Origin of the sequence: Parabacteroides sp. D25, assembly GCF_000307475.1 — a bacterium.
Taxonomy (GTDB): Bacteria; Bacteroidota; Bacteroidia; order Bacteroidales; family Tannerellaceae; genus Parabacteroides; species Parabacteroides distasonis.
Genome location: NZ_JH976502.1, coordinates 684,496 through 707,877 on the forward strand (window position 1 = coordinate 684,496; position 23,382 = coordinate 707,877).

The 23,382-nt window shown below is 44.2% G+C and carries 23 protein-coding genes and 2 tRNA genes; 8 read left to right on the top strand and 17 right to left on the bottom strand.

All coding sequences use genetic code 11. From position 1 onward, the window contains the following. Window positions 1-60 precede the first annotated feature (60 nt). The 10 genes from HMPREF0999_RS09840 to nusB all read right to left on the bottom strand — a co-directional run bounded on the left by HMPREF0999_RS09840 (window position 61) and on the right by nusB (window position 8,802). Complete coding sequence (locus tag HMPREF0999_RS09840) at window positions 61-990, bottom strand: glycyl-radical enzyme activating protein (protein ID WP_009018228.1); 930 nt, start codon at window positions 988-990, stop codon at window positions 61-63. Next, complete coding sequence (locus HMPREF0999_RS09845) at window positions 980-3,259, bottom strand: pyruvate formate lyase family protein (protein ID WP_009018229.1); 2,280 nt, start codon at window positions 3,257-3,259, stop codon at window positions 980-982. Before HMPREF0999_RS09845 ends, HMPREF0999_RS09840 begins: the two co-directional genes overlap by 11 nt. A 65-nt stretch (window positions 3,260-3,324) precedes the next feature. Then, window positions 3,325-4,065 carry an N-acetylmannosamine-6-phosphate 2-epimerase gene (locus HMPREF0999_RS09850; RefSeq protein WP_005854869.1) on the bottom strand — a complete coding sequence of 247 codons (741 nt, stop codon included), beginning with the start codon at window positions 4,063-4,065 and terminating at the stop codon, window positions 3,325-3,327. Window positions 4,066-4,076: 11 nt separating this feature from the next. Beyond that, window positions 4,077-4,211: a hypothetical protein gene (locus HMPREF0999_RS22920; protein WP_010183684.1), complete on the bottom strand. Its 135-nt coding sequence runs from the start codon at window positions 4,209-4,211 to the stop codon at window positions 4,077-4,079. Further along, the gene (locus HMPREF0999_RS09855; RefSeq protein ID WP_009275827.1) at window positions 4,208-5,041 is read right to left on the bottom strand and encodes an ROK family protein; all 834 of its coding nucleotides are present in this window, start codon (window positions 5,039-5,041) and stop codon (window positions 4,208-4,210) included. Before HMPREF0999_RS09855 ends, HMPREF0999_RS22920 begins: the two co-directional genes overlap by 4 nt. A 207-nt stretch (window positions 5,042-5,248) precedes the next feature. Beyond that, complete coding sequence (locus HMPREF0999_RS09860; protein ID WP_005864934.1) at window positions 5,249-5,686, bottom strand: DUF5606 domain-containing protein; 438 nt, start codon at window positions 5,684-5,686, stop codon at window positions 5,249-5,251. Window positions 5,687-5,896: 210 nt separating this feature from the next. Then, a complete protein-coding gene (coaE, locus tag HMPREF0999_RS09865) occupies window positions 5,897-6,478 on the bottom strand; it encodes a dephospho-CoA kinase (protein WP_009018231.1) in 582 nt (193 codons plus the stop codon). Continuing rightward, window positions 6,471-7,484 (bottom strand): YbbR-like domain-containing protein, encoded by a 1,014-nt coding sequence (locus HMPREF0999_RS09870; protein ID WP_009018232.1) that lies wholly within the window; start codon window positions 7,482-7,484, stop codon window positions 6,471-6,473. Before HMPREF0999_RS09870 ends, coaE begins: the two co-directional genes overlap by 8 nt. Before the next feature lie 14 nt (window positions 7,485-7,498). Then, complete coding sequence (gene yajC, locus HMPREF0999_RS09875) at window positions 7,499-7,813, bottom strand: preprotein translocase subunit YajC (RefSeq protein WP_005864940.1); 315 nt, start codon at window positions 7,811-7,813, stop codon at window positions 7,499-7,501. A gap of 62 nt (window positions 7,814-7,875) precedes the next feature. Next, on the bottom strand, window positions 7,876-8,802 hold the full coding sequence (gene nusB, locus HMPREF0999_RS09880; protein ID WP_005864942.1) for a transcription antitermination factor NusB: 927 nt from the start codon (window positions 8,800-8,802) through the stop codon (window positions 7,876-7,878). Between the two features lie 223 nt (window positions 8,803-9,025). On the opposite strand from nusB, the gene HMPREF0999_RS09885 reads away from it, so the two are divergent. Then, on the top strand, window positions 9,026-9,415 hold the full coding sequence (locus tag HMPREF0999_RS09885; protein ID WP_005864945.1) for a DUF3276 family protein: 390 nt from the start codon (window positions 9,026-9,028) through the stop codon (window positions 9,413-9,415). Between the two features lie 107 nt (window positions 9,416-9,522). Here the strand turns inward: HMPREF0999_RS09885 and HMPREF0999_RS21870 are convergent, their stop codons facing one another. After that, on the bottom strand, window positions 9,523-9,693 hold the full coding sequence (locus HMPREF0999_RS21870) for a DUF362 domain-containing protein (protein WP_005854886.1): 171 nt from the start codon (window positions 9,691-9,693) through the stop codon (window positions 9,523-9,525). A gap of 153 nt (window positions 9,694-9,846) precedes the next feature. Here HMPREF0999_RS21870 and HMPREF0999_RS09890 point away from each other — a divergent pair, with 153 nt between their 5' ends. Further along, entirely contained in the window at window positions 9,847-10,548 is a 702-nt protein-coding gene (locus tag HMPREF0999_RS09890) for a porin family protein (protein ID WP_008778155.1), read from the top strand. Here the strand turns inward: HMPREF0999_RS09890 and HMPREF0999_RS09895 are convergent. From HMPREF0999_RS09895 to rsfS, 3 genes are all read right to left on the bottom strand, one after another. After that, complete coding sequence (locus HMPREF0999_RS09895; RefSeq protein ID WP_005854890.1) at window positions 10,535-11,368, bottom strand: phosphatidate cytidylyltransferase; 834 nt, start codon at window positions 11,366-11,368, stop codon at window positions 10,535-10,537. The genes HMPREF0999_RS09890 and HMPREF0999_RS09895 overlap by 14 nt on opposite strands. A 142-nt stretch (window positions 11,369-11,510) precedes the next feature. After that, window positions 11,511-13,565, bottom strand: a complete 2,055-nt coding sequence (gene ftsH, locus HMPREF0999_RS09900; RefSeq protein ID WP_009018234.1) for an ATP-dependent zinc metalloprotease FtsH — start codon at window positions 13,563-13,565, stop codon at window positions 11,511-11,513. 30 nt (window positions 13,566-13,595) lie between these two features. Then, window positions 13,596-13,955 (bottom strand): ribosome silencing factor, encoded by a 360-nt coding sequence (gene rsfS, locus HMPREF0999_RS09905; RefSeq protein WP_005854895.1) that lies wholly within the window; start codon window positions 13,953-13,955, stop codon window positions 13,596-13,598. Between the two features lie 287 nt (window positions 13,956-14,242). Between rsfS and HMPREF0999_RS09910 the strand changes: the two genes are divergently transcribed. Both HMPREF0999_RS09910 and HMPREF0999_RS09915 read left to right on the top strand, forming a co-directional pair. Continuing rightward, a tRNA-Gln gene (locus tag HMPREF0999_RS09910) sits at window positions 14,243-14,313 on the top strand. A gap of 33 nt (window positions 14,314-14,346) precedes the next feature. Beyond that, window positions 14,347-14,417 (top strand) — tRNA-Gln (locus HMPREF0999_RS09915). A gap of 62 nt (window positions 14,418-14,479) precedes the next feature. On the opposite strand, the gene HMPREF0999_RS09920 is transcribed toward HMPREF0999_RS09915, so the two are convergent. The 3 genes from HMPREF0999_RS09920 to dnaG are packed head-to-tail and all read right to left on the bottom strand — an operon-like array spanning window position 14,480 to window position 18,796. Further along, on the bottom strand, window positions 14,480-15,796 hold the full coding sequence (locus HMPREF0999_RS09920) for an ABC transporter permease (RefSeq protein WP_009275828.1): 1,317 nt from the start codon (window positions 15,794-15,796) through the stop codon (window positions 14,480-14,482). After that, window positions 15,793-16,665 carry an ABC transporter ATP-binding protein gene (locus tag HMPREF0999_RS09925; RefSeq protein WP_009018236.1) on the bottom strand — a complete coding sequence of 291 codons (873 nt, stop codon included), beginning with the start codon at window positions 16,663-16,665 and terminating at the stop codon, window positions 15,793-15,795. The genes HMPREF0999_RS09920 and HMPREF0999_RS09925 overlap by 4 nt, the downstream gene beginning before the upstream one ends. Before the next feature lie 13 nt (window positions 16,666-16,678). Beyond that, entirely contained in the window at window positions 16,679-18,796 is a 2,118-nt protein-coding gene (dnaG, locus tag HMPREF0999_RS09930; protein WP_009275829.1) for a DNA primase, read from the bottom strand. 225 nt (window positions 18,797-19,021) lie between these two features. Between dnaG and HMPREF0999_RS09935 the strand changes: the two genes are divergently transcribed. The 4 genes from HMPREF0999_RS09935 to HMPREF0999_RS09955 all read left to right on the top strand — a co-directional run bounded on the left by HMPREF0999_RS09935 (window position 19,022) and on the right by HMPREF0999_RS09955 (window position 23,314). Then, the gene (locus HMPREF0999_RS09935) at window positions 19,022-19,555 is read left to right on the top strand and encodes a UpxY family transcription antiterminator (protein ID WP_009275830.1); all 534 of its coding nucleotides are present in this window, start codon (window positions 19,022-19,024) and stop codon (window positions 19,553-19,555) included. 166 nt (window positions 19,556-19,721) lie between these two features. Beyond that, entirely contained in the window at window positions 19,722-20,018 is a 297-nt protein-coding gene (locus HMPREF0999_RS09940; RefSeq protein WP_009275831.1) for a nucleotidyltransferase family protein, read from the top strand. A 549-nt stretch (window positions 20,019-20,567) separates the two neighbouring features. After that, on the top strand, window positions 20,568-20,897 hold the full coding sequence (locus HMPREF0999_RS09950; protein WP_005864966.1) for a hypothetical protein: 330 nt from the start codon (window positions 20,568-20,570) through the stop codon (window positions 20,895-20,897). Between the two features lie 482 nt (window positions 20,898-21,379). After that, window positions 21,380-23,314 carry a polysaccharide biosynthesis protein gene (locus HMPREF0999_RS09955; protein ID WP_009275833.1) on the top strand — a complete coding sequence of 645 codons (1,935 nt, stop codon included), beginning with the start codon at window positions 21,380-21,382 and terminating at the stop codon, window positions 23,312-23,314. The last annotated feature ends 68 nt before the right edge of the window (window positions 23,315-23,382 follow it).

Sequence of the window (23,382 nt, forward strand, 5' to 3'; positions counted from 1 at the left end):
CTCTTACTAAGATTTATAAAACGATGATTTGCGCGAAGATACTATTTTATTGGGAGGAGTTTATCCTCCGATTCGTATTTCCAAACCCATTTTTTCCCCCATCTCCTTAAAGGGGAACAGCTCTTCTTTGGCTAGCATTTGCTCGCAGGGATAAGGATAGGTGAGACCTAATTGCTCGTATTTATCTTTTCCCAATGTATGGTAGGGAAGCAGGTGTACGCATTTGATACGATTTTCTTTCGCCAGCATGAATATTTCCCGAAGCGTATTCTCATTGAAATTGAAACCGGGGATTACCGGTACACGGATCGTTACTTTATTAGCGCTCTTACTGGATATATACCGTAAATTCGTGAGGATCGTATCCAAGTTCGCTCCGGTTTCTTTCTGAAGTAAATCCTTGTCCGTATGTTTGATATCGAACAAGAACAAATCGATAAGCGGAAGCGCTTGCTTTATCTTATCAAGATTCACTTGCCCGCAAGTCTCCACGGAGGTATGCAGTTTCTCGTTCTTGCATTGGATCAGCAAATCCATCAATCCCTCGAATTGCGTGAAAGCTTCGCCACCGGAAAACGTAACCCCTCCACCGGAATTCAGGTAATAATCCCGGTCACGTAAAAGGATTTCCATGATCTCGGATGAGGTAATAGATTCACCGACAAACTTAATGGCGTTCTGCGGGCATATACGCTCGCAAGCCTTGCAGGCTACACAGGCCTGACGATTAAACACCGGAAAATGGTCTTGGATGGCGATATTGCCCCGTGGACAAATCGCCTCGCAACGTCCGCATCCGATACATTTATTCTTGACATGGAGCAGATGCGGTTTCCTTTTCTGGGATTCCGGATTGGAGCACCATGGACAATGTAAAGGACACCCTTGAAGGAAAACGACGGTCCGGATGCCCGGGCCGTCGTGAACGGCGAACCGTTCGATCTCCATGATTGATAACCTATTCTCGCTAACCTTATATTTATTTATCATACAATACCCTGCTTAAAAGTTCCTGTTGAATATTGGGAGATAAATCGACGAATACCGCGGAGAACCCGCTTACCCGGACGATTAGGTCCGGGTAATTTTCCGGGTGCTCTACCGCGTCTTCTAAAACTCCCTTATCTACTACAGTCACCATCAAGTGGCAACCCCCTTTCGCAAAATAAGTCTTGAACAGGCTCTTGATGACAGCCCTGTTCTCGTTGAACATGGAAGGAGAAAACTTAATGTTTTGTACCGAGCCTCCATGATACTTGGCGTCGAACTTCGCCAAGGAATTCAGCATGGCCGTGGGGCCGCTTTTATTCGCTCCCCCTTGCGGATTATTGGCAGGATTCATATACATGCACGATAATCGTCCGTCGGGTGAGGCGGCGGTCCGGTTTCCCCATTCCGTGTTTAATTGATTATTGCTGATAACGATCAAGAAGTATTGCATACCGATGGCGATACCGCGATTGCGTACGCCTTTCGCTACGAACTCGTACAAATCGTTGGCCATCGTATCAGCAGTCTCAAGGTCGTTACCATATTTATCACAGTTCAGGCAATCTTTTCGTAAAGCCTCATAGCCGTTGAAATTAGCTAGCATGGCATCATTCAATTGCCGTAACGTGTATTTTTTTTGATTGAATACCAGATCCCGGATTACCCACAGGGAATCGGAAGTGTTGATATTGCCATACGTCTCGTTTGTCCCGCCTAGATAACGTACGCCTCCGTCCAAAAGCGCTTTTCCCCGTGCGATGCAATCATCGGTCAATAGGCTGGTAAACAAGAAACTTACGTGCTGGTTCATCACCTCATACGAATGGTATTGGGCTTTGACAGACAGATCCAGATAATAATCGAGTAAAGCCTTGTAACCGTCATAGAATTCCTCGAATGTCTGATACTCCTCTAATTTCTTTAGAGGTACCGGCCCGGATTTACGTTTACCGTCAATCGGGTCAATACCATCATTCATATAAATCGTAAGTAGTTTTAGTAAATTGATGCAGATGTTGGGCGTACCCGTACTCTGTCCTTGTATCACGAACTCGGTACAACCGAAAGGCACGTATTGTTCCGCCGTTTTCTCGTCTACACGCATTCCGTACATGACGGCCGGGACGTTTACATCATCATTGTAAAGGGTCGGGTAAGTAGCTCCCGCACCCAAAGCGTCCAACGCTTCGTCCCAGATTTCCTCGGAGGTCTCTTTATCGAAGCGCAAGGTGAATTGCGGCTCTACATATCTGCAATTTTTCGCTACTTTCATGGCGATATGCAGGAATACGTCGGCCTCTTTCGGGTGTTTGCGTCCTTTACCGCCTACGATGATACGTCCGTTTACGGTGGTACGGCGATTCTCAATCATGGTCCAAAGCGAGTGGATATATCGGTATGCCTCTTCGTCGGTCAATCGCCCGGACTCAAGGTCGGCTACTAAATAAGGGCCTAGATAATCATCCAGACGACCGTAGTTTATAACACCGGCCAACAAGGCGAATAACCAGAATAACTGCATCGCTTCATGGAACGTACCGGGTTTCTTCTCCTTGATGTTCTCTAGGGCTTGGCAGATACGCTCTAATTCTTTTTGCCTTTTCTCGTCGGCTGAAGCCATTTGATCTCTAGCGTCTTGCTGGAGATGAGAAGCACAATCTACAAAAATATCCAGACATTGGATGCCTGCTTTGTAAAAGTTATTATCGGGTTGCTCTTTGAGTTTCTCCTGTAAATCAGAGCGAAGGCCACCGATGCCCTTATCCAATAGTTTCGGGTAATCCAGCATCATTCCAGATAGACGTGCGGTAGCGATCATCGGGTACTCGCAGTCGATGAACATACCCAATGTATCCTCGGTGAGGACCTCCTTGTTGAATTGGGTCTTTAAATCGTGATCCAACCAATAATCATATAACGCATCCACCCGTTTTCGTTCAGTTTCATCCAGTTGTAGCTGGAAGGCACGGAGTTTCTTGAATACGCAATAATGCCCGACACCCCCTAATGAGGTTACGCATCCGAACCCGATCGGTAGGAAGTCCGTACGTCCGGCGATCAAGTCTTGATTCGTGATCTTGCGAAATAGCGTGGGGTATAAAACTTTTAGGCATTCCACTTCACGTATCTCTTTAGGTAGGGCGGCACAGGCTTTATGGACTGCCGTATACCGCTCCATGATCTCCAGTTGTACGATCAGAGGTTTCTCGCAAGGTATTTTCTTGCTGATCTCTACGTTTTGCGCCCCTTCTACATTGAAATTTGCCATATGATTATTGTTATTAATATTGTGTAGAGACGGGGCATGCCCTATCTCTACAAGCAGATGATTTTTTAATGTTTGCTTCTTTCGGCTTCCCGCCAGTTATTTTGGTAACCGGTTAGTAAGTCCGTAAAACGTTTCGTGATCAAGTGCGGACGGGTGATCGCGCTGCCTACTACTACGGAGTGAGCTCCGAGGAAGATACATTTCATGGCATCTTCCGGCGAGTAGATATGCCCCTCCATAATGACATAGGCTTTATCTTTAAAGTCACGGCACATACGGGCGAATTCCCGTAAATCCGGTTGCTCGATATGCTTGGTTGCTTCCGTATATCCATATAAGGTAGGGCCAACGATATCGGCTCCCATTTCTACGGCACGTACGGCTTCCTCATAATTAGAGACATCCGCAAAAATGATAGCTTCCGGTATCTCTTTCTTGACGATTGGTAGCAATTCGTATGCAGGGCGGCCTTCATGGGTTATTTGGCTCGTACAGTCCAAGGCGATAATCTCGGCTCCGGCTTCCCATACGGCTTTAGCGGCCTCTAAGGTTGGGGTGATAAACACATCCGTGTCATCGTGCCAGATTTTCCAAAGCCCGATTACTGGTAAATCCACTTCTTTTTTAATCGCCTTGATCTGCTCTGGGTCGTTGGCACGGATACCCACGGCTCCTCCCCATTGGGCGGCTTTTGCCATTTTTACGACAAAGTCTACTGAAAAAGTCGGATCATCGTGTTGTACTTGACAGGATACGATCAGTCCTCCCTTGAATGAATCTAAAAGTTCTTTCTTATTTGTTTTCATATTTTTTTTCGTTACATCGTTTTCTCTAAAAGCGCGGCGCCGATTATTCCGGCGTCATTTCCTAATTCCGCACGGATGACTTGAGGGATACCTATTTCCTCGGCGGCGAAGGTACAAGTATGTAGTTTCTCGTTTAAAGGTTTCAACAGCAGGTCACCTGCATGTGCGATACCCCCCCTAAGATGATTACTTGCGGACGGAAGATGGTTATGAACGTGGAGATTCCGGCGGCCAGTTTACTGATATAGTCATCGACGATCTGTTTAGCGAGGGAATCCCCTTGTTTAGCGGCCTCGAAAAGGATTTCTCCATTGACTTTATTTTCGTCTTCGCCGCAAAGTTTCCATATCAAGGTGTCCTTATTCTCTTGTAAGGCCTCTTTCATGATGCGGATTAATGCGGTAGATGAGCAATAAGCTTCCAAACAGCCTTTTTGCCCGCATGTGCAACGTTCGCCATTGTATACCAATTTGGTATGTCCAAGCTCTGCTCCCATATTATCGGCTCCGGAATAAATCCTCTTACCCATGATAATTCCGCCTCCGACTCCCGTTCCTAGCGTTAACATGATGGCATCGGTATATTGGCTGGCCGATCCGGCCAAGACCTCTCCATAGGTCGCGCAATTGGCGTCGTTGGCTATATAAGTAGGCAATGAGATATGCTTCTTTAAATAGTCGTAGATGGGGACATTCTTCCATCCGAAACAATTGGCATGTACCAAAAGGTTCGTCTTTGGATTTACGTAACTGGGCATGCCGATGCCCCAAGAAGAGATGTCTTCCATTTGCAAGCCTGCTTTGAGAACCGCTTTTTTGCTGACTTCCGCCATGTCGGTGGTGATCTCCTCGATCGTGCGTCCGGCTTGTGTCGGTATACTCTCCTTTGCGATAATCTGGTGATTCTCATCTACTACGCCAGCGACCATATTGGTACCGCCAACGTCCAGACCGAGATAATACTTGGTGCTTTCCATCTTTGCTCTTTATTTTATGAGGTCAATAGAGTGAATTATTTGTTGGCAAAGATAGAGGAGTTGTCTGCCCTAGACAATGTGAGGTTTAGCCTAAAATAATGGACTATTTTTGCATAAGTGCTCTTGTTGGTTAATGTGGCAATATAAAAAAAGGACCGGACGATGGGTATCGAACGGTCCTTTCTTTAATCTTTATGTCGTATGCTGTTATTCAGCTTCTTTTTCAGCAGCTTCCTTTTCTGCCGGAGCATCTTCCGGGGTGAAGTCAGTGATACCTGCGTTGATCAAGATGTTATACCAAGAGAGTAGTTTCTTGATGTCGCTTGGATAAACACGCTCACGATCATAGCTAGGCAATACCTCGGCAAAGTACGCACGCAATTGGTCTGTCGTGGCTTTGGAAGGTACCAAAGAGGCGGTTTTTCCCTCTTCCTTGTTCTTTACGCTAGTCAATACCTCATGCAAAGGCACTTCTGTTTCATCCGTATAGATTGCGATATCGCCTAATGAGATTACTTTATCTTTTGCGTATGCGGGTACTCTCTTGTTATCAGTCAGCGATTCAACGATCAACATGTTTTTTCCATGGGAAACCAGTTTATACAGACCGGGTTTTCCCGAAATAGACAAAATAGTCTTCAACATAATGTTTTTATTTTCTATTAGTGTTAAACTTCGAGGTGGCAAAGGTAATAAGAAAAAGTGGAATTCTTCCGTCATGAGGACAGTTAACTTCGTTGGAGAAGTATCTTAGGTGCATCGACAAAGTATCTTAGGTTCGTTGACGAAGTATCTTAGGTTCATTGGATGATGAAGGTAAGATACTGTAAAAGCCACTCGTCCCGCTATCGGTGATTATTGGGATTGAAGCCAACATAACAGTTTGCCTACTTGCGGTATAAGGGCCTGTCTGTTGTCATTATAGATAACGTAATCGGAGCGATCTTTCTTTTCCTCGTCCGACATTTGGCTGTTGATTCTGCGTTCGATTTCTTCTCTCGAGGCTGAGTCCCTCCCCAAGGCTCTTTCGATGCGGAGTTCTCTTGGGGCATAGACCATCAAGCTTATGTCTACCACTTTGTAGAAACCGGATTCGAATAATATGGCGGATTCGATGGCACATAAAGGGGAAGTCTGTCTCTCTACCCAAGCCGAGAAATGACGGTTTACCTCAGGATGAATGATCTGGTTGACCTGTTGTAATTGTTCCGGATTATTAAAGATGTGGGAGGCTAGAAGTTTCTTGTTCAATCCCTCATTCGTATAAATCTCCGGACCGAAAAGGGCTGTTAATTTCTCACGGATAACCGGGGAGTTATTTGTCAGCCATTTACTTTCCTCGTCCGCTATGTATACGGGTACACCGGATAACGCTAATAAAGAGGCTACGACGGATTTGCCGCTCCCGATCCCTCCTGTAATACCTATTTTAATCATGCTTATTGTTGTGTTCCAAAATAAATTCTACCTTATCTGGCAATAAGGTTGCCGTATGCACCCAGTCTGGTTTCTTGGTGAGTTTGACGGGTAGGGTACCAGATACGTTTTGCTCCAGATCCTCAAAAGGTATATGAATCGAGAACATATCTTCCGAAAGTCCTTTGAATCGGGACAAGGGCACACTGCAAGTCACTTTTACGACCGCCGGAAACATACGTACCGTATAATGTGGCGGTATATGACTGCAAGAGACAGGTATTTCCAATGTCTTCTCCGTGTACTCCTCTATCGGAATCGTGATGGATACACTTTCCGGATCGAAGTTAACGCCGTCTACCTTGATCAGTTGTACGGTTCTCGTAATGTTTTTATTCGCCTTTTTAACCTCGGTGAAGACCGTCTTAACCGAGGTCAGTGTATCCAAGATCGCCGCGGTGGCATAAGCGTTGATCTTTTGAGGGGTGATTCGGATATCCCCGGATAGTTGAAAGCCGGCTTCCAGATGAATATCGCCATTAAAGACGACCGGTATTTCCTTATGGACCCGCTGACTGAAATCCATATCTATTTGTTGCGGATCAAAACTTTGTAATGCCGTAGTGGCTATCAATTGTTTTTGAATATCGTTCTCGATCTGCCTTTTACTTACTTGAACCGAACCATTTTTCTCCTTCGTATTCTTCATGTTCACTTCAATCGGAGCAAACGATCTTCCAAAAGTATAGTTGAGTAAAACGCTACCCTTGTCTTTTACCTTTGCGGTAATCGTTTCCACCTCAGGGACATTAAACGCTATATCGACAGGTACGTTCTTATACTTAACCGGAAAAACAAGTTCTATCTCATATTCCTGCTGCAAGCTTTGGAGTAGCCAGAAACCGAAAGCCAAAAGGGCGAAAAAGAAAAAGACCAAGACCTCTTTCCATCTGTCTCCGTGGAAAAAAGCCTTAGTCTTTGCTTGGATAGACTTGAAGGAATTTTGTATGTTCTCAAGTCGTGACATATTCTGTAGTTAGATTATTTCTGCTGCTGAGCGTCTTCCGCTGAAGCGAAAATAGAAGTTTTATCTACACGGATACGTACTCCATCCGCTACCTCGATTAGCATATAAGTATCACCGATCTCTTTGATCTTTCCATAGATACCTCCGGCGGTAATCACTTTATCGCCTGTTTTCAACGCCTCACGTGATTTCTGGATTTCTTTTTGTTTCTTTTGTTGCGGACGGATCATGAAGAAATAGAAGATAGCTACGATAACTACCATCATCAAAATACCGGACCACTGACTTCCTCCAGCTGGAGCTTGAAGTAAAATACTGAGTAAGTTCATACTATAATAATCGTTTTACAAGTTAATATCAATAATGATATGCACAAATGTAATGATAATAATTAATCTTTGAGCAATAACTTCTCTTTTTTTAATTCGTTGACTATTGAATCCAGAATTCCGTTAATGAATGTTCCGCTTTTAGGTGTACTATAATACTTTGCGGCATCGATATATTCATTTAAGGTAACGTTGATGGGAATGGTCGGGAACGATAAAATCTCGGCTAAGGCGACTTGCATGATGATCAAGTCCATATTGGCGATACGTTCGGTTTCCCAATTCTTCATATGTTTGTCGATGCGTTCACGATATTCCTTACCTTTCAACAAACTTTGACGGAATAACTTGATTGCGAAAGCCTTGTCTTCCAAATCCTTGAACATTGGCAATAAGGCTTGTTTACTACCTTTCTTCTCCTCGAATTTCTTGATAGTCTTCAAGGCGAAAGTCTCTACGATCTCGATATCGTCGTTCCAGTAGATGCTTTTGTCTTCCAGATATTCCTCTATCATCTCGTTCCCACAGATTACTTTCTTGAAGATCTGGCGCCAGAACTCACGATCCGTCTCGTACGAGTCTTCTTCGTTTTTCAAGTATTCGGCGTAAATTTCAGAGCTTAAGATCGTATCCAATACGTTTTTAACAAACTCCTCGTCGTTACTCCATGAGAGACCTTGCTCGTCCACATACTTTTTCAACGTATCGTTTTCCGCTAATTGAGCGACAAAACGATTGTCTACGAAGCGTGTATTCGGGTTTAACTCCTCATCGGTAGGCATGTATTTGCACTTCCGGGTGTCAAGGATCCTTCTTTGCAGGTTGGTAACTTCGATAATTAGGAGTAAGAAATAATAATATAAGTCATATGACTTCTGAAGGCTGAAAAGCAATTCGTTTTCCGCAACTTTGAGGTCACCGTTTCCGTTTTGATAGTAAGAGTATACTATCTGTAAAACTTTAATGCGGATTAAAATTCTGTTGATCATCGTTTGAAGGAACTTCTTATTATAAATTAGGCTGCAAAGGTAGTCGTTTTTTCCATAAAAGAATCCGGATTTACTTAATTTTATATGTGTTAGATGATATTTTACAAATTTAGCCTCAATGGGCGTATTTTCGATCGTTAAAATAGTTGCTAATTAAAAAAAAATGCACATATTTGAAGCAAGTTCTATAAAGTGGGTGGGTTTTTAACGAATGTTAGCTGTCATGGAAGAATCAAGGAATAAAAAACATGTTGAAGGTGGCGACAGGGAGATTCTATACTCTAAAGCCATTAAAGCGGGAAAACGGATTTATTATCTGGATGTGAAGAGGAATTTGAAAGATGACCTATTCGTTGCCGTTACGGAAAGTAAGAAAATTCAATCAAAGGATGGTTTGCAAATCTCATTTGAGAAGCATAAGATTTTCCTTTATAAGGAGGACTTTGAGAAGTTCATGGAGGGAATGCAAGATGTAATCAGTTATATCAAGAACTCAAATCTGAAGAAATCCGCGGAAGACGTGGTGGAACCTGAAGAGGAGGAAACGATTCATGGCGATTCCCCAGAGGAGGATATGGCTTCCGGTGCTATAAAGTTGGATATTGAGTTTTAATGTAACACGAAGAGAAAAAGATAACGGGCTGTTTTACTCATGGAGAGAAACAGCCCGTTATGTGTTAGGAGCTTTCCGCAAAGGAAAATCCTATTCTTTGCTGCGAATTATTCAGCCGGGTGGATAGCCTCTGTAGGACATGCGTCAGCGCAAGTTCCACAATCTGTACACATTTCAGGGTTGATGCTGTATTTATCACCTTCTGAAATTGCTCCTACCGGACACTCATCAATACAAGTTCCGCATGCAATACAATCATCGCTAATTACGTAAGCCATTTTTTTAAACGTTTAAATTGATAACTATTAGTAGGTGCAAAAATATAGCTTTCTTTCTATTTAAAAAATATCTACTGGCTTATTTTCTTCAAAAATCTTCTTTTTTGCAATATCTTTGTCGGGTTTTCGTTATTAAACAAAATAGGTTGAGATTTGAGACGATTATTACTTATATTATATGTGGTAAGCTTGGCTACCATGGGAGCCATGGCTCAAAAGGAAAGGGTGAGGAATCAGCCGTACGCTGATTTGAAATGGCTTCATCTGGGGTTTCATGTGGGTATTCACTCGCAGGATTTGTTATTGACCCATACCGGTGTCATGACCAATGGAGAGACTTGGTTCGCGGAGATTCCTTCTTACTCACCCGGCTTTAGTGTCGGGGTGATCGGAGATATGTATATGAATCCTTATTTCAATTTACGTTTCACGCCTTCTATCCATTTCGGAGATAAGAAATTTAAGTTTCGGGAACAGGCTACGGGAGAGGAATTCATCACGAACGTTCGTTCCAGTTATCTGAATTTCCCCTTAGACGTTAAATATACGGCTTTACGCTTGAATAATTATCGTCCTTATTTGATCGGCGGTATCTATGGCTCCGTGGATATAGGCCGTAAGAAAGGTAATCCGATTTTATTGAAAAGCACGGACTTCGGATTTGAGTTTGGCTTGGGATGTGATATCTATCTACCCTACTTTAAGTTATGCCCGGAGCTGAAATTCTGTTTCGGATTGGTTAACCTATTGGAGAAAGATCGTCCGGACTTGGTAGATCAAGCAAATATCAAATATACGGATGCCTTATCGAAAGCTACATCCCGTATGGTGATCCTGACATTTAATTTCGAATAAATAACTCGATATAGATATAAGCGGCCGGAATAGCCATCATTACGCTATCGAAGCGATCCAGCATGCCTCCATGTCCGGGTAATACATGCCCGGAATCTTTCACGCCTAACGTACGTTTCATCAAAGATTCGATCAAGTCGCCCCAAGTCCCGAATACTACGATCGTGCCGGCTAATCCAAGCCATGTGTACCAGTTCGTGGCCGGCATGAACCAAGCGAATATTTGGGAGGTTATTAATACGAATGCCAACCCTCCGTAAAAACCTTCCCAGGACTTCTTGGGAGAGATACGTTCGAACAATCTTCTTTTTCCAAGCATAGATCCCACTAGATAAGCTCCCGTATCATTTACCCATACGAAAACGAAAATAGCCAAGGCAAAATAGGGGATATGTACGATCTCGCCCGGCGTATTAGGTACCGATGTAATAAAGTTTAGCAGAGAGAAAGAGCCTGCGCAATAGATTTGACCGAATAAGGTCAATGCCCAGTTATTGATTGGATTACTGGCTTTATCGTAAAGCTCGGTGATCATGGTATACATTAAGAATAAAAGATAGGGGAGAAATATATTGCCTCCAACCAAGCCATTGGCGTAACCGAATGTGGCGGCGAAGAGGTAGGCTCCCCCCAAGGAACTGACAAATCGTTTGATGGCGGCATTCTCATAATGTTTGACCAATCCGTAGAACTCCCATAGAGAAAGTCCGGTAATGAGTCCAAATACCGTAAGAAAATAATAGGAGTGGAAATAGATCGCACCGACCAATACCGCGACGAAAATAATGCCAGTCAATGCACGTGTAATCAGATTTTTCAAAACAATAGTGTTTTTGCTTGTTTGTAATTTTGGCTGCAAATATAACTAATAAATTGATAATACAGCAATAAGGAAGGCTGGATAGTAACTTTTGATCAAAGATACGCCCCAGCCTTACTTGTTATGAATGTCTTGACTTTGGTCAAGCTATTTTCCCTGTCTTGTTTTCTTCGGTAGGAGTATCGGTTACGTTTTCCATTGTTGCGTCCGCTTTCGCCTCCTTATCCGCATTCTCCTTGTTCTTTCCGTTAGCCTTTTCCTGCAACTCCAGAATCTCTTGGGAACGGGAGATCCAGGCTCGTTTCCCGAAGATATGCTCTACATCTTCCGAGTAGATTACCTCACGATCCAATAATACCTGCGCAAGTTTACTATGTCCTTCCTTATTCTCGGATAATATCCGTTTTGCCCTGTCGTATTGCTCATTGATGATCTTCTGTACTTCCGTATCGATCAATTTCGCAGTCTCCTCACTATAAGGCTTGGTGAATCCCCAATCCTGTCCGGTGGAGTCGTAATAGTTCAAGTTTGGAAGTTTATCGCTCATACCGAAGTAAACGACCATCGCATATGCTTGTTTCGTGACACGTTCCAAATCGTTGGATGCGCCTGTGGATATTTTTCCCAAGACTAATTCCTCTGCGGCACGTCCTCCTAAAGTAGCGCACATCTCGTCCTGCAATTGCTCGCGGGTGGTGATCTGTCTCTCTTCCGGCAAATACCATGCCGCACCTAATGCCTTACCACGGGGAACGATTGTCACCTTAACCAGCGGATTGGCATGTTCCAACAACCAACTTAACGTAGCGTGACCGGCCTCATGGTTCGCGATACATTTACGTTCTTCCTCCGTCGTGATCTTTGAACGTTTTTCAAGACCACCGACAATGCGGTCTACCGCATTCATGAAGTCTTCTTTCTGTACGAATTTCTTTCCGTTACGGGCGGCGATCAAAGCGGCTTCATTACAAACATTAGCGATATCAGCACCCGAGAAGCCCGGAGTCTGCCTTGCTAGGAACTCAGCATCTACGCTTTCATCTATCTTGATCGGACGCAAATGCACCCCGAATATCTCTTTACGTTCATTCAAATCCGGTAATTCAACATGGATTTGTCGGTCAAAACGTCCGGCACGCAACAACGCTTTATCCAAAATGTCCGCACGGTTTGTAGCGGCTAAGATAATAACACCACTGTTAGAGCCGAAACCATCCATTTCGGTCAACAACTGGTTCAACGTGTTCTCACGCTCATCGTTGCTATTCATATTCGCGTTCTTCCCACGGGCACGACCTACCGCATCGATCTCATCAATAAAGACGATGCAAGGAGATTTTTCCTTCGCTTGGCGGAATAAGTCACGCACACGGGAGGCGCCTACACCGACAAACATCTCCACGAAATCAGAACCAGACAAGGAGAAAAACGGCACATTAGCTTCTCCGGCAACAGCCTTCGCCAATAATGTCTTACCGGTTCCCGGAGGGCCTACCAATAATGCACCTTTGGGTATCTTACCTCCTAATTCGGTATATTTTTCCGGATTCTTTAAGAAAGAGACGATTTCCTCTACCTCTTGTTTCGCTTCCGCCAATCCGGCGACATCCTTGAATGTCACCTTACGGTCATTATCTTTATCAAAAAGCTGAGCTTTTGCCTTACCAACGCTGAACACGCCACCCGGACCTGCGCCGGTACCACCGGACATACGTCTCATCAAGAACATCCATACACCGATCAATAAGATAATCGGGCCGAATGAAACCAAGAAATTCCAGATAGCGTCATCGCCTTCCTCGAACCGGACTTGTGTATCGATATGACTATCGGCTACCGCTTTGTCATAGAAATCGGAAAACTTGTCGGCTGACGGGATCTTTACGTATACTTTCGGAGAAACCCCGATTTTAGAAACGTCCATATTCCCAAAGACCTGTTCTGTCTTTCCATTTTTCACTGTAGCCTCCACCAAGTTCTTCTTGTTGTAGACTGTCATTTTATCGAATACGTTTTCCTGCGCTAGTTTCTGGAACTCTGTCCAGCCTAGCTCTTTCGTTCCCGAAGAATCATTTGTCATGTATAGGGCAACAAGCATGATGAAGATCAACCCGTACATCCAATACAAATTAAAGCGGAACATCTTAGGTTTCCCGCTCTTCGGTGTTTTATTAAACATGTCGTTTTTATTTTCCATAAGAGATTATCATCAAATATTTAGACCGGCTTAATCAATGTTAGGTACTTGTATAACCTTCGAGTCTGCCCAAAGGTTCTCCAAGTTATAAAATGCACGTTGTTCCGGCAAGAATATATGTACAAGAACCGTGCCATAATCCATGCCGATCCATTGAGCGCCCTGTGTACCGTCAATAGACAAAGGCTTCTCATTTGCATTCTTGCGTGCGAAATCCCATACGGAATCGGATAAAGCAGAAACTTGGGTAGGAGTGTTTCCCTCACAAATAACCATATATTGACAAATGGCACCAGAAGTCTGGCTTAAATCTACTGTTACAATATTTTTGCCTCTTTTTTCTTGAAGGCCTTCAACAATCGTTTTTACTAATTCTTTTGTTTGATCCATTTATTTCTATTGATATAATTTTCCAAGTCGCAAATATACTTCTTAATTCGTTACATACGTCTTTTTCTTTCATTAATATATGTGTAATAGCTTGTTTGAGACTATCTCCTCGATTGTTATAAGCTTTTAAAAAAACACGTACGTCTTTTTGAGAAAACATGTACGTGTTTTATCCGAAAGACGTACGTGTTTTTTCTGGACATTTTTTTCGAAGGTTTATTTGCAAATTTTGAAAAAGTATATACCTTTGCACTCGCTAACAAGAGAGTTGGTAATTTGTTAAATATTGTTCTATGGTGTAATGGTAGCACAACAGATTCTGGTCCTGTTTGTCCTGGTTCGAATCCAGGTAGAACAACGTTTAAAGTTTACTTGACAATCTTGTAGAGATTGTTCTATGGTGTAATGGTAGCACAACAGATTCTGGTCCTGTTTGTCCTGGTTCGAATCCAGGTAGAACAACATAAAAAAGCCTCGTTATTCGATAAGAGTAGCGAGGCTTTTTTGTTGTAGATATCATGTTTTTATTTGTAACGAAGCCATTTGGACATCTCCTTTATACTGGGTTTCTTACCATACATGAGAATGCCTACACGGTATATTTTGGCGGAAAACCAAGTGAAACCGATGGATGATATATACAAAAATCCAATGGAAAGTAGTATTTCCCACAAAGGCACCTCGAATGGCACCCGGACCATCATCACGATCGGAGAGGTGAAGGGGATCATGGAGCACCAGAAAGCTAATGGTCCGTCAGGGTTTTCCATGCTATAGATTCCCGCATAGAGGGCGAAAACTAAAAGGAGCGTGACTGGTAGCATGAATTGTTGCGTGTCTTCTTGGCCGTCTACAGCTGATCCGATAGCGGCGAATAAGGAAGAATATAATAAGTAGCCGCCTATGAAATAAGCGATAAACAAGATGCCTATCTCGGTGAAGTTAATCGTATGAAGCATTTCTATCCATTCATTTCCCGGCTGCTGGGCTGCGATAACCGTCATGTTAGGGGTTGTGTTAAGTGCCATGCTTGATTGCAAGATCTCGCTTTCCATACCTCCTCCCAAAAAGAAAGTTCCCCCGGTGATGAGAATAAAGGTCATAACCGCCCAAAGGAATACTTGCGTAAGCCCGACAAAACCGATTCCTATAATTTTACCCATCATTAAGTCGAAAGGTTTGACGGACGAGATCATAATCTCGATGATCCGGTTCGTCTTTTCTTCCATAACCCCTTGCATGACCATTCCTCCATAGATTAGGATGAACATATAGATAAGCATGGTGAAAATTACTCCGGTTATGGATGCCACTACGGACGAGGATTGCTTTTCGCTTCCGTCATCCCCCCATTTGATCGTTTGTATGTTGAAATCTACTTTACTTTCTTTTATGATCTCTTGTAGATTGGGGATATTGAATGTTGCCAGTTTGTCACTCTCTATCTGCTTCTTTAATGTCATATTGACGAGTCGGCTCAAATCCGCCGGGATTTGTTTCTTGGAATAGAGGGTTGCGTTTTTCGGATTTTTCTGCAAGTCGTCGGAGATGTTGAGAAATGCGAATATCTCCTTTTCCGACATTTGCCTGTACTTATCCATATCTTTGTCGCCGTTGATAAAACGATAGCTTTCCGTATCCTCGAACAACGGGGCGTATTTGCCGGTGGCGTCGAGTATGGCGACTGTATGAACCTCATCTCCCTTGATGGAAGAGAGCCATAGGGGGACGAACGCAAGTGCAGCGAATAGAAACGGTGTGAGGAACGTGAGCAGGATAAATGACTTTTTACTTACTCTCCGGAGATATTCCCGTTTGATGATTAATCCAATTTTGCTCATACTTTTGATGTGTTTGTACCGGAAACGGTGTTGATAAAAATGTCATTCATAGAAGGGATCTCCTCCGTGAAGGAAAGAATCTCATATTGGGACGCCAGCCGGGTAAGCCAATCGGAGTTACTGATATTTTCTTCCTTGCGTATCCTTAACTCCTCAATACCTCCAGTCTCCTTGCGTACATTTAATATATAGGTATTACTCTTAAACCGTTCCCGTACCTCCTTGACATTGCCGGACAGGACGACCTCAGAGCGATTGATTAAAGCAATCTCGTCACAAATCTCCTCAACGGAGGACATGTTGTGAGTTGAGAATATAATGGTATGTCCGGTCGCCTTCAACTCCAATATCTCTTGTTTAAGGCGATCGGCGTTGACCGGATCGAATCCGCTAAATGGCTCGTCAAAGATCAATAGCTCGGGTTCGTGTATCACGGTAATGATGAACTGCACTTTCTGCTGCATACCTTTCGACAGCTCTTCCAGTTTGCGATTCCACCAAGGCATGATGTCAAATTTCTCGAACCAACGGGTCAAACGACTGCGTGCCTCTGGGTAGGAGAGACCTTTCAATTGTGCCAGATAGATCGCCTGCTCCCCGACTTTCATCTTTTTATACAACCCTCTCTCTTCCGGCAAGTAACCGATCTGGTAGATGTCTTCCGGGCTGGATTCATGGCCGTTGAAGCGAACGATTCCGCTATCCGGTGCCGTAATCCGGTTGATGATCCGGATCAAGGTCGTCTTGCCCGCCCCGTTAGGCCCCAGTAATCCAAAGATTGTTCCTTGAGGAACTTGGATACTTACCTTGTTTAGCGCCAGATGTCCGGCGTACTGTTTTACCACGTTTTCTGTCTCAAGGAAATTCATAGATGTTTTTTTATTACATTTTTAATACGATACGCTCACCTAGCTCTTTGCAGAGCACGTTCTTGATCTCGTTGAGGTGGGCGTTCTGTTTCATTAAATCAAAGATCTGTTCCATGTCACCCTTGTTTTGAGCCTCTTTGATTTTCGCTTGGATATCCTTTATCTTATAGAGGATATAGGCATCTTTCATGGAATAGATTTCCCGGGGTACCAAGTAATCCAATTTATCTTCTTCTTGCTCCAGTTCCCTGAACTTCGTATGATATTTACTAAGCTGGTACTTATCGCTGATAAGGTTGGCGGCAAGCCGGCTGATGTTCGGGTCCGGATGGGCAAGGAAATAACGACTGGCCATAAAGCCCTCGTTTTGACAATGTTCAGCAGCTTCGTCCAGCATTTGTTTGAAGGCTGGCGTATAAAACGTAAGGTCATCACGTTCCAGATCGAAACGGATATAATCGGCGACCCTCATGATGACATGCTCGTTGGTCTCCTCATCTACGTAGTCATAGAGGACACGTTCGCCATATCGTACGATATAGCGCAGAAGAGCCAACTCATAAGCCTCAAAAGGAGAACGTTTCGGTTGGACCTGTATGTTGGGAGCCGTCGGAACCTCGTAGGGAGGAGTAGGGGGCGGACCCGCTTCCTTTTCCGGAATATAGTCCTCGGGCGGTGGAGGCGGAATATTTTCCGGAGGAAGGGTATTCGCCTCTTCCTGTGTATACGGTTGGTAGCCGGGGAAATCCGGATACTCCGGAATCGTATTGACGGGAGATTGAACGGGCGGTGTATTCCTTACGGATTTAGCCGCTTGGTTCTCTTCCTTGTTGAGACGGATCTTATTGACCTCGTTGAGTAAGACTTGCTCGTCTATCTCCATGGTCGTACTACATTCCCGGATATACACGGAGCGAGCGATATTATCAGGTATGATCGCTACCGTACGGATAATATCCGAGATCAGGGCGGAACGTTTGATCGGATCGCTCCCCGCTTCCGCCAATAGTAACTTTGTCTTGAAACGGATGAAATCCGTCTCGTTCTGGCTGATAAACTCGGCGAACTCGCTCGCGCTATGGCTACGGGCAAACGAGTCCGGATCTTCTCCCGCCGGAAGAAGCACGACCTTGACGTTCATCCCTTCTTCCAATAACATATCGATACCCCGGAGAGCCGCTTTGATTCCGGCGGCGTCTCCATCGTATAATACCGTGATATTATTCGTGAAACGATGTATGAGCCGGATTTGCCCTTGCGTGAGCGCCGTACCCGAGGAGGCAACCACGTTTTCTACGCCCACTTGGTGCATACCGATCACGTCCATATATCCTTCCACCAAGAAACAGCGATCCTGTTTCATGATTGCTTGCTTGGCGAAATAGATGCCGTAAAGCTCGTTGCTTTTATGATAAATCTCGCTTTCGGGGGAGTTTACGTACTTCGCGGTCTTCTCGTCCTTTTTCAATACACGTCCGCCGAATGCCACGACCTTTCCGCTTAACGTATGGACGGGAAAGATAACACGTCCTCGAAAACGATCGTTCACGTTTCCGTTATCATAAGCGATAACTAAACCGGTTTTCTCGAGGAATTCCTTTTTATAACCTGCTTTTATAGCGGTTTTGTATAAAGCATCCCGCTGGTCCAAGCTATACCCAAGTTGGAATTTACGGATGATATCTTCCCTCAATCCTCGCTCGGCAAAGTAACGCATACCTACGCTTTTCCCTTCAACATGCTCATGTAATAAAGTAGAGAAGTATTGTCCCGCCCAACTATTGACGATAAGCATACTTTCCCGGTCGCTACGGATTTGTTTCTCTTTCTCGGTAAGTTCCCGTTCCTGTATCTCTATATTGTATTTTTTCGCCAAAAAGCGTAAAGCGTCGAAATAGCTGAGTTGCTCATGCTTCATGATGAAGTGAACGGCGGTTCCACCTTCTCCGCAAGCGAAACACTTACAGATATTCTTTGAGGGGGATACGTAAAAAGACGGTGATTTGTCCGAATGAAATGGGCATAATCCTACATAGTTGATCCCTCGTTTCCGAAGAGTCACGAATTCAGAGACAACATCCACGATGTTCGCCGCGTCCAATATCCGGTCTATGGTAGGTTGATCGATCATTTTAAATTACTCCTTTTTTAGCGAACACAAATGTAGTGAAAAATAACTAAACACAAACAAGGCTTGATGTTTGCTTGTGTTTAGTTATTTTTCACTATATTTGCAGCGTGAAACGAATGCTACTCGCCAAGTACGCCTTCCAACTTATAAGACTATATTTTGTAACTGATTGGATATTAATAGAATATACATCCTTTCAGGACTAGAAGAATTATCCATCATCCTGTGGAACATCCTTTGACAGACAATTGGTTCGTATTGCGAGACCTGACCCGTCCCAATAAACGCCCGGCCTATAGGTTGCTAGAGGAAAAGGGTATTGAGATTTTCACTCCTATGCGTTGGCGGTTGGTCGAGAGGAAGGGTAAGCGGATTCGTGAGGAGGTTCCTCTTCTGCACGATTTACTTTTTGCCCATACGACCTGTGCGTGTATGGATCCAATCGTAGAAGAGATCAGTACTCTCCAATATCGTTATTTGCGTGGTGGCTACCGTAAGCCGATGACGGTAGGCCATGCGGAGATGAACCGTTTTATCCGTGCTGTCCATTCCGATGATTCCCCGCGTTATTTCTTGGTTGAAGAATTAACTCCAGCGATGTACGGTCGCATGATCCGCATCGAGGGTGGCCCATTGGATGGCTACGAGGGACGCTTACTTTCTATACGGGGTTCCCGAGTGAAACGTTTGATAGTGGAGATCCCCGGTCTGTTGGTCGCCGCTGTGGAGGTCGATCCTGTATATATTCGATTACTATAACATAGATCCCCTATATTCTACGGGAACGCATTGGGTGGCGTTTGAGCGGTCTGTTTATCAGCTGTTGCGTTTGTCACCCCAAAATCATAGGGCAATTTCAATTAGTTGACTTGGAGGATTCAATTATTCTTTATATTTTTGTCTTTAGAACAAAAAGAATGAGCCTATGAAGTCTACAGAGGAATACTTAAGTATATTAAGGAGCGAAAAAGAATCGTTGTTTCGTAAATATCAGATAAGTAATCTTGGTTTGTTTGGCTCGGTGGCTCGTTATGAACAAAGGGAAGATAGTGATATTGATATATATTACGAGAGTTCTCATATGAGTTTGTTTACATTATGTCGCCTAAAGTCAGAACTTGAGAAACTTCTAGGTTGTTCTGTTGATTTATTCCGTAAAAGAGAGTCATTTGCAGGAACTCGTATGGAAAAATCCATAAATAAAGATTTGATTTATGTATAAATGGAAAGATTCGGGACGAATTTTGGATTTAATAGACATGATGATTGATTCAATTCATGTTATATAAGTCCGTACATCTCATATTAAGGATGGCAATGATTTCTTATTGACTCCTGATGATATGTTCGTTTTGGATGGTGTTTGTATGAAATTGATTTTTATTGGTGAAAGTGTAAAAACTATAGATAAACTTTCAGAAGGAGAACTTTTCCCTTTATATCCTGTAATTCCTTGGAAGGAGATTATGAAGTTGCGGGATGTGATACTCATCATTATCTTAAAATAGATGTTGATATTGTTTATTCAACAATGAAGGAGGACTTACCCCTTTTGCAGGCAACCTTATTATCGATGAAGCAAGCTATTCTATCATAAACCATTCATCAATAATCCGTTCTCCACATGGGTCAGCAGGATACGCTCATTGAGTACTTCTGCCCCGCTGACAATTATGGGAAAGGTCTCTTGTATCATTGTTGTCTAGGTTTAAAAGAGAGAGACGCAAGAAGATATACCCAAAGCCGTCAAAGCGGCGATTAATGAGGAAAGATGTTTGGAGATTTTTTGAATAGGGGTAAACACGGACAGCTTGACTTTGAGAATATAGATGACTTGGAGGACGGAACTCCGATCGTTGCTAGATATAATAATAGGGAATTTCAGTTTGGTATTTACGGGGAAGGTTATGTTATCTATCAAGATTGCTGGCAGACGAAAGCCGGAGTTCTTGTGTTCAGTTTGGAACAAAGTTCCATTGAAGGGTTTTTCGAGGATTCAACAGTCTATGAATATACGCCCGATTTTGAATTTGATAAAAAGAAAGCGTATTATAATGCAAGACGCAATTTCTCGGAGCCGGGAAATAGTGTATGGGGATGATTTCACGCTCATGTGTATGCTCGACAGCATCGAAACTCATCACTTTCGTCACTTGGTTCTTGCATATGCTTGTTCCTTTGCGATCTCATGCCTGAAATGATCCGAAAATAACCCCCGAGGAGATGGTCAAAGAGCGTTTCATCCGTACCCGTATCAACGATGCGTGAAGCAGTCGTCTCAGACACCGCTCAACTGGCCGTTTTTGAGAAGATATACTGCATGTGCCCGAGGATATATACTGCGTTAGGCAATTAATATATACTTCACAGGGCAATTAATATATATTTCGTCTTCCATATCTACGGTTGCAATGTGCAGATCGTGCCCAATGCAACCCATGCGATCCAAATCATCCACCATGGTGATGGTACGATCTTGCGGACGGAAAGCTGTATTACGCCCGCCGCTTCGGGACGCCACGAGTCACAGGCACCGCCGTTGGGAAAAGTTAGGGCATTGAATATAAAACAAACAAAATACAAATGATGGATTTTCATAAGGGCAGATGGCGATTGGCCTTAGGCCGTCTAGTGAATTTGCGGTATATCAACCGTTGGATCATTTTTAGTGCGGACCTTTTCGTCTCGCTCTCCGTATCGTTGCTGGGCGTACTAGGAATGTTCTCCATTCTGCATATACGTATTGGAGAGTCTGATGTGCTGAAAGTGGGCCTCTCCTCATTTGTGGCCAGTATCGTTTCGTTCTTGCTGTTCAAAGCATATCATGGGGTTATTCGCCATTCCACGCTGCGTGGCTTGTGGCGGATCGGTGGTGCTGCGATCGGCAAGTCGCTCTTGATGTTCCTGCTGCTTTGGCTGTTGAAAGCCCGTTTCAGCCCTTCTATCTATTGGTTGGGTGGAATCATGGACAGTACGTTGACGATCGTGATGTTGGTCACGTTGCGTGTCTTCGTGATCAATGTCTATAACAGCGTCCTCCTGCAACTCGGCAAGAAACGCAAGCGGGTACTGGTCTTTGGCACGGAGGAGGAAAGCGTGATGATCGCTACCTCGGCGAACCGTCAGGTATTCATGCAGAATTATAGCATCATGGGCTTCCTTTCCTTTGGTAATTCCAAGAAAAGCATCCGGATTGCGGAGTTGCCAGTCTACCAGATCGAGAACGTGGAGGATCTGTATCGCTTGATCCCTCGCAACAGCTTGGATGGCGTTCTCTTCCCGAATATAAAGGTTGCCCATCAGGAGCGTGACCGTTTGATCCGCTATTGCGAGCAGGCCTCATTGAAGACGTTGGTAGTTCCGGAGATGGAGGAGCTACGTGGAGGTGAGGTGAAGCGTTCGGTCCGTGAGATCCGTATCGAGGATTTGTTGGGTCGTGAGGAGATCCATATTAATCTGGACGAAATCGGCAATCTGTTGGAAGGGAAGACCGTGCTTGTCACGGGAGCCGCCGGCAGTATCGGTAGCGAGATCTGTCGCCAGCTGGCTCATTTCCCGATTAAGAAGTTGGTTTGCTTCGACTCCGCTGAGACCCCGATGCATAATCTCCGTCTGGAATTGGAAGAGAAATACAAGGGACTAAACTTTGTCCCAGTAATCGGCGATGTCCGTAGTCCGGACCGTGTGGATTATGTGTTCCGCAACTGGCACCCCCAAGTAGTGTTCCATGCGGCGGCCTACAAGCATGTCCCTTTAATGGAGGAGAACCCCTGCGAGGCGATCCGAACAAACGTGTTCGGTACTCGTGTGATGGCGGATGCCGCTGTAAGCTATGGTGTGGAGAAATTTGTGATGATCAGTACGGATAAGGCGGTGAACCCCACGAACATCATGGGCTGTAGCAAGCGCTTGGCCGAAATCTATGTACAGAGTCTGAGCCTTGCGATCGAGCGAGGAGAGGTGAAAGGCGAGACGCGTTTCATTACGACCCGCTTTGGCAATGTTCTAGGTAGCAATGGGTCGGTTATCCCCCGTTTCCGTGAACAAATCGCTCAAGGAGGCCCCGTGACGGTTACCCATCCCGATATCATCCGTTACTTCATGACCATTCCTGAGGCTTGCCGTCTGGTATTAGAGGCCGGTACGATGGGCAAGGGTGGTGAGATCTTCATCTTCGACATGGGAGAGCCGGTGAAGATAGCGGATTTGGCGAAGCGCATGATTGAACTGTCCGGGTTGCAGGTAGACAAGGATATCGAGATCAAGTATACTGGTCTTCGCCCCGGCGAGAAACTATATGAGGAGCTATTGAACAACAAGGAGAATACGAAAGAGACTCCTCACGAAAAGATCCGGGTAGCGGCGGTTCGTGAGTATGACTATAAGGATGTAGTAGAGCACATCCGTGTATTGACCGAATTATCCCTCCGTGTTCAGATCCTCTCGATGGTGAGGGAGATGAAATCCTTCGTGCCTGAGTTCAAGAGCCAGAACTCCCGGTTTGAGGAGTTGGATTGAATGTATTGTTATAATTGAATATTTATTTGTTTCTTTGCCATTATCCTTAGCAAGACAGATCGTCTGAA

Bases quoted from the DNA above. Each gene is read 5' to 3' on its own strand.
- HMPREF0999_RS09840 (WP_009018228.1), bottom strand. From the start codon at position 990: ATGATAAATAAATATAAGGTTAGCGAGAATAGGTTATCAATCATGGAG.
- HMPREF0999_RS09845 (WP_009018229.1), bottom strand. From the start codon at position 3,259: ATGGCAAATTTCAATGTAGAAGGGGCGCAAAACGTAGAGATCAGCAAG.
- HMPREF0999_RS09850 (WP_005854869.1), bottom strand. From the start codon at position 4,065: ATGAAAACAAATAAGAAAGAACTTTTAGATTCATTCAAGGGAGGACTG.
- HMPREF0999_RS09855 (WP_009275827.1), bottom strand. From the start codon at position 5,041: ATGGAAAGCACCAAGTATTATCTCGGTCTGGACGTTGGCGGTACCAAT.
- HMPREF0999_RS09860 (WP_005864934.1), bottom strand. From the start codon at position 5,686: ATGTTGAAGACTATTTTGTCTATTTCGGGAAAACCCGGTCTGTATAAA.
- coaE (WP_009018231.1), bottom strand. From the start codon at position 6,478: ATGATTAAAATAGGTATTACAGGAGGGATCGGGAGCGGCAAATCCGTC.
- HMPREF0999_RS09870 (WP_009018232.1), bottom strand. From the start codon at position 7,484: ATGTCACGACTTGAGAACATACAAAATTCCTTCAAGTCTATCCAAGCA.
- yajC (WP_005864940.1), bottom strand. From the start codon at position 7,813: ATGAACTTACTCAGTATTTTACTTCAAGCTCCAGCTGGAGGAAGTCAG.
- nusB (WP_005864942.1), bottom strand. From the start codon at position 8,802: ATGATCAACAGAATTTTAATCCGCATTAAAGTTTTACAGATAGTATAC.
- HMPREF0999_RS09885 (WP_005864945.1), top strand. From the start codon at position 9,026: ATGGAAGAATCAAGGAATAAAAAACATGTTGAAGGTGGCGACAGGGAG.
- HMPREF0999_RS21870 (WP_005854886.1), bottom strand. From the start codon at position 9,693: ATGGCTTACGTAATTAGCGATGATTGTATTGCATGCGGAACTTGTATT.
- ftsH (WP_009018234.1), bottom strand. From the start codon at position 13,565: ATGGAAAATAAAAACGACATGTTTAATAAAACACCGAAGAGCGGGAAA.
- rsfS (WP_005854895.1), bottom strand. From the start codon at position 13,955: ATGGATCAAACAAAAGAATTAGTAAAAACGATTGTTGAAGGCCTTCAA.
- HMPREF0999_RS09920 (WP_009275828.1), bottom strand. From the start codon at position 15,796: ATGAGCAAAATTGGATTAATCATCAAACGGGAATATCTCCGGAGAGTA.
- HMPREF0999_RS09925 (WP_009018236.1), bottom strand. From the start codon at position 16,665: ATGAATTTCCTTGAGACAGAAAACGTGGTAAAACAGTACGCCGGACAT.
- dnaG (WP_009275829.1), bottom strand. From the start codon at position 18,796: ATGATCGATCAACCTACCATAGACCGGATATTGGACGCGGCGAACATC.
- HMPREF0999_RS09940 (WP_009275831.1), top strand. From the start codon at position 19,722: ATGAAGTCTACAGAGGAATACTTAAGTATATTAAGGAGCGAAAAAGAA.
- HMPREF0999_RS09950 (WP_005864966.1), top strand. From the start codon at position 20,568: ATGTTTGGAGATTTTTTGAATAGGGGTAAACACGGACAGCTTGACTTT.
- HMPREF0999_RS09955 (WP_009275833.1), top strand. From the start codon at position 21,380: ATGATGGATTTTCATAAGGGCAGATGGCGATTGGCCTTAGGCCGTCTA.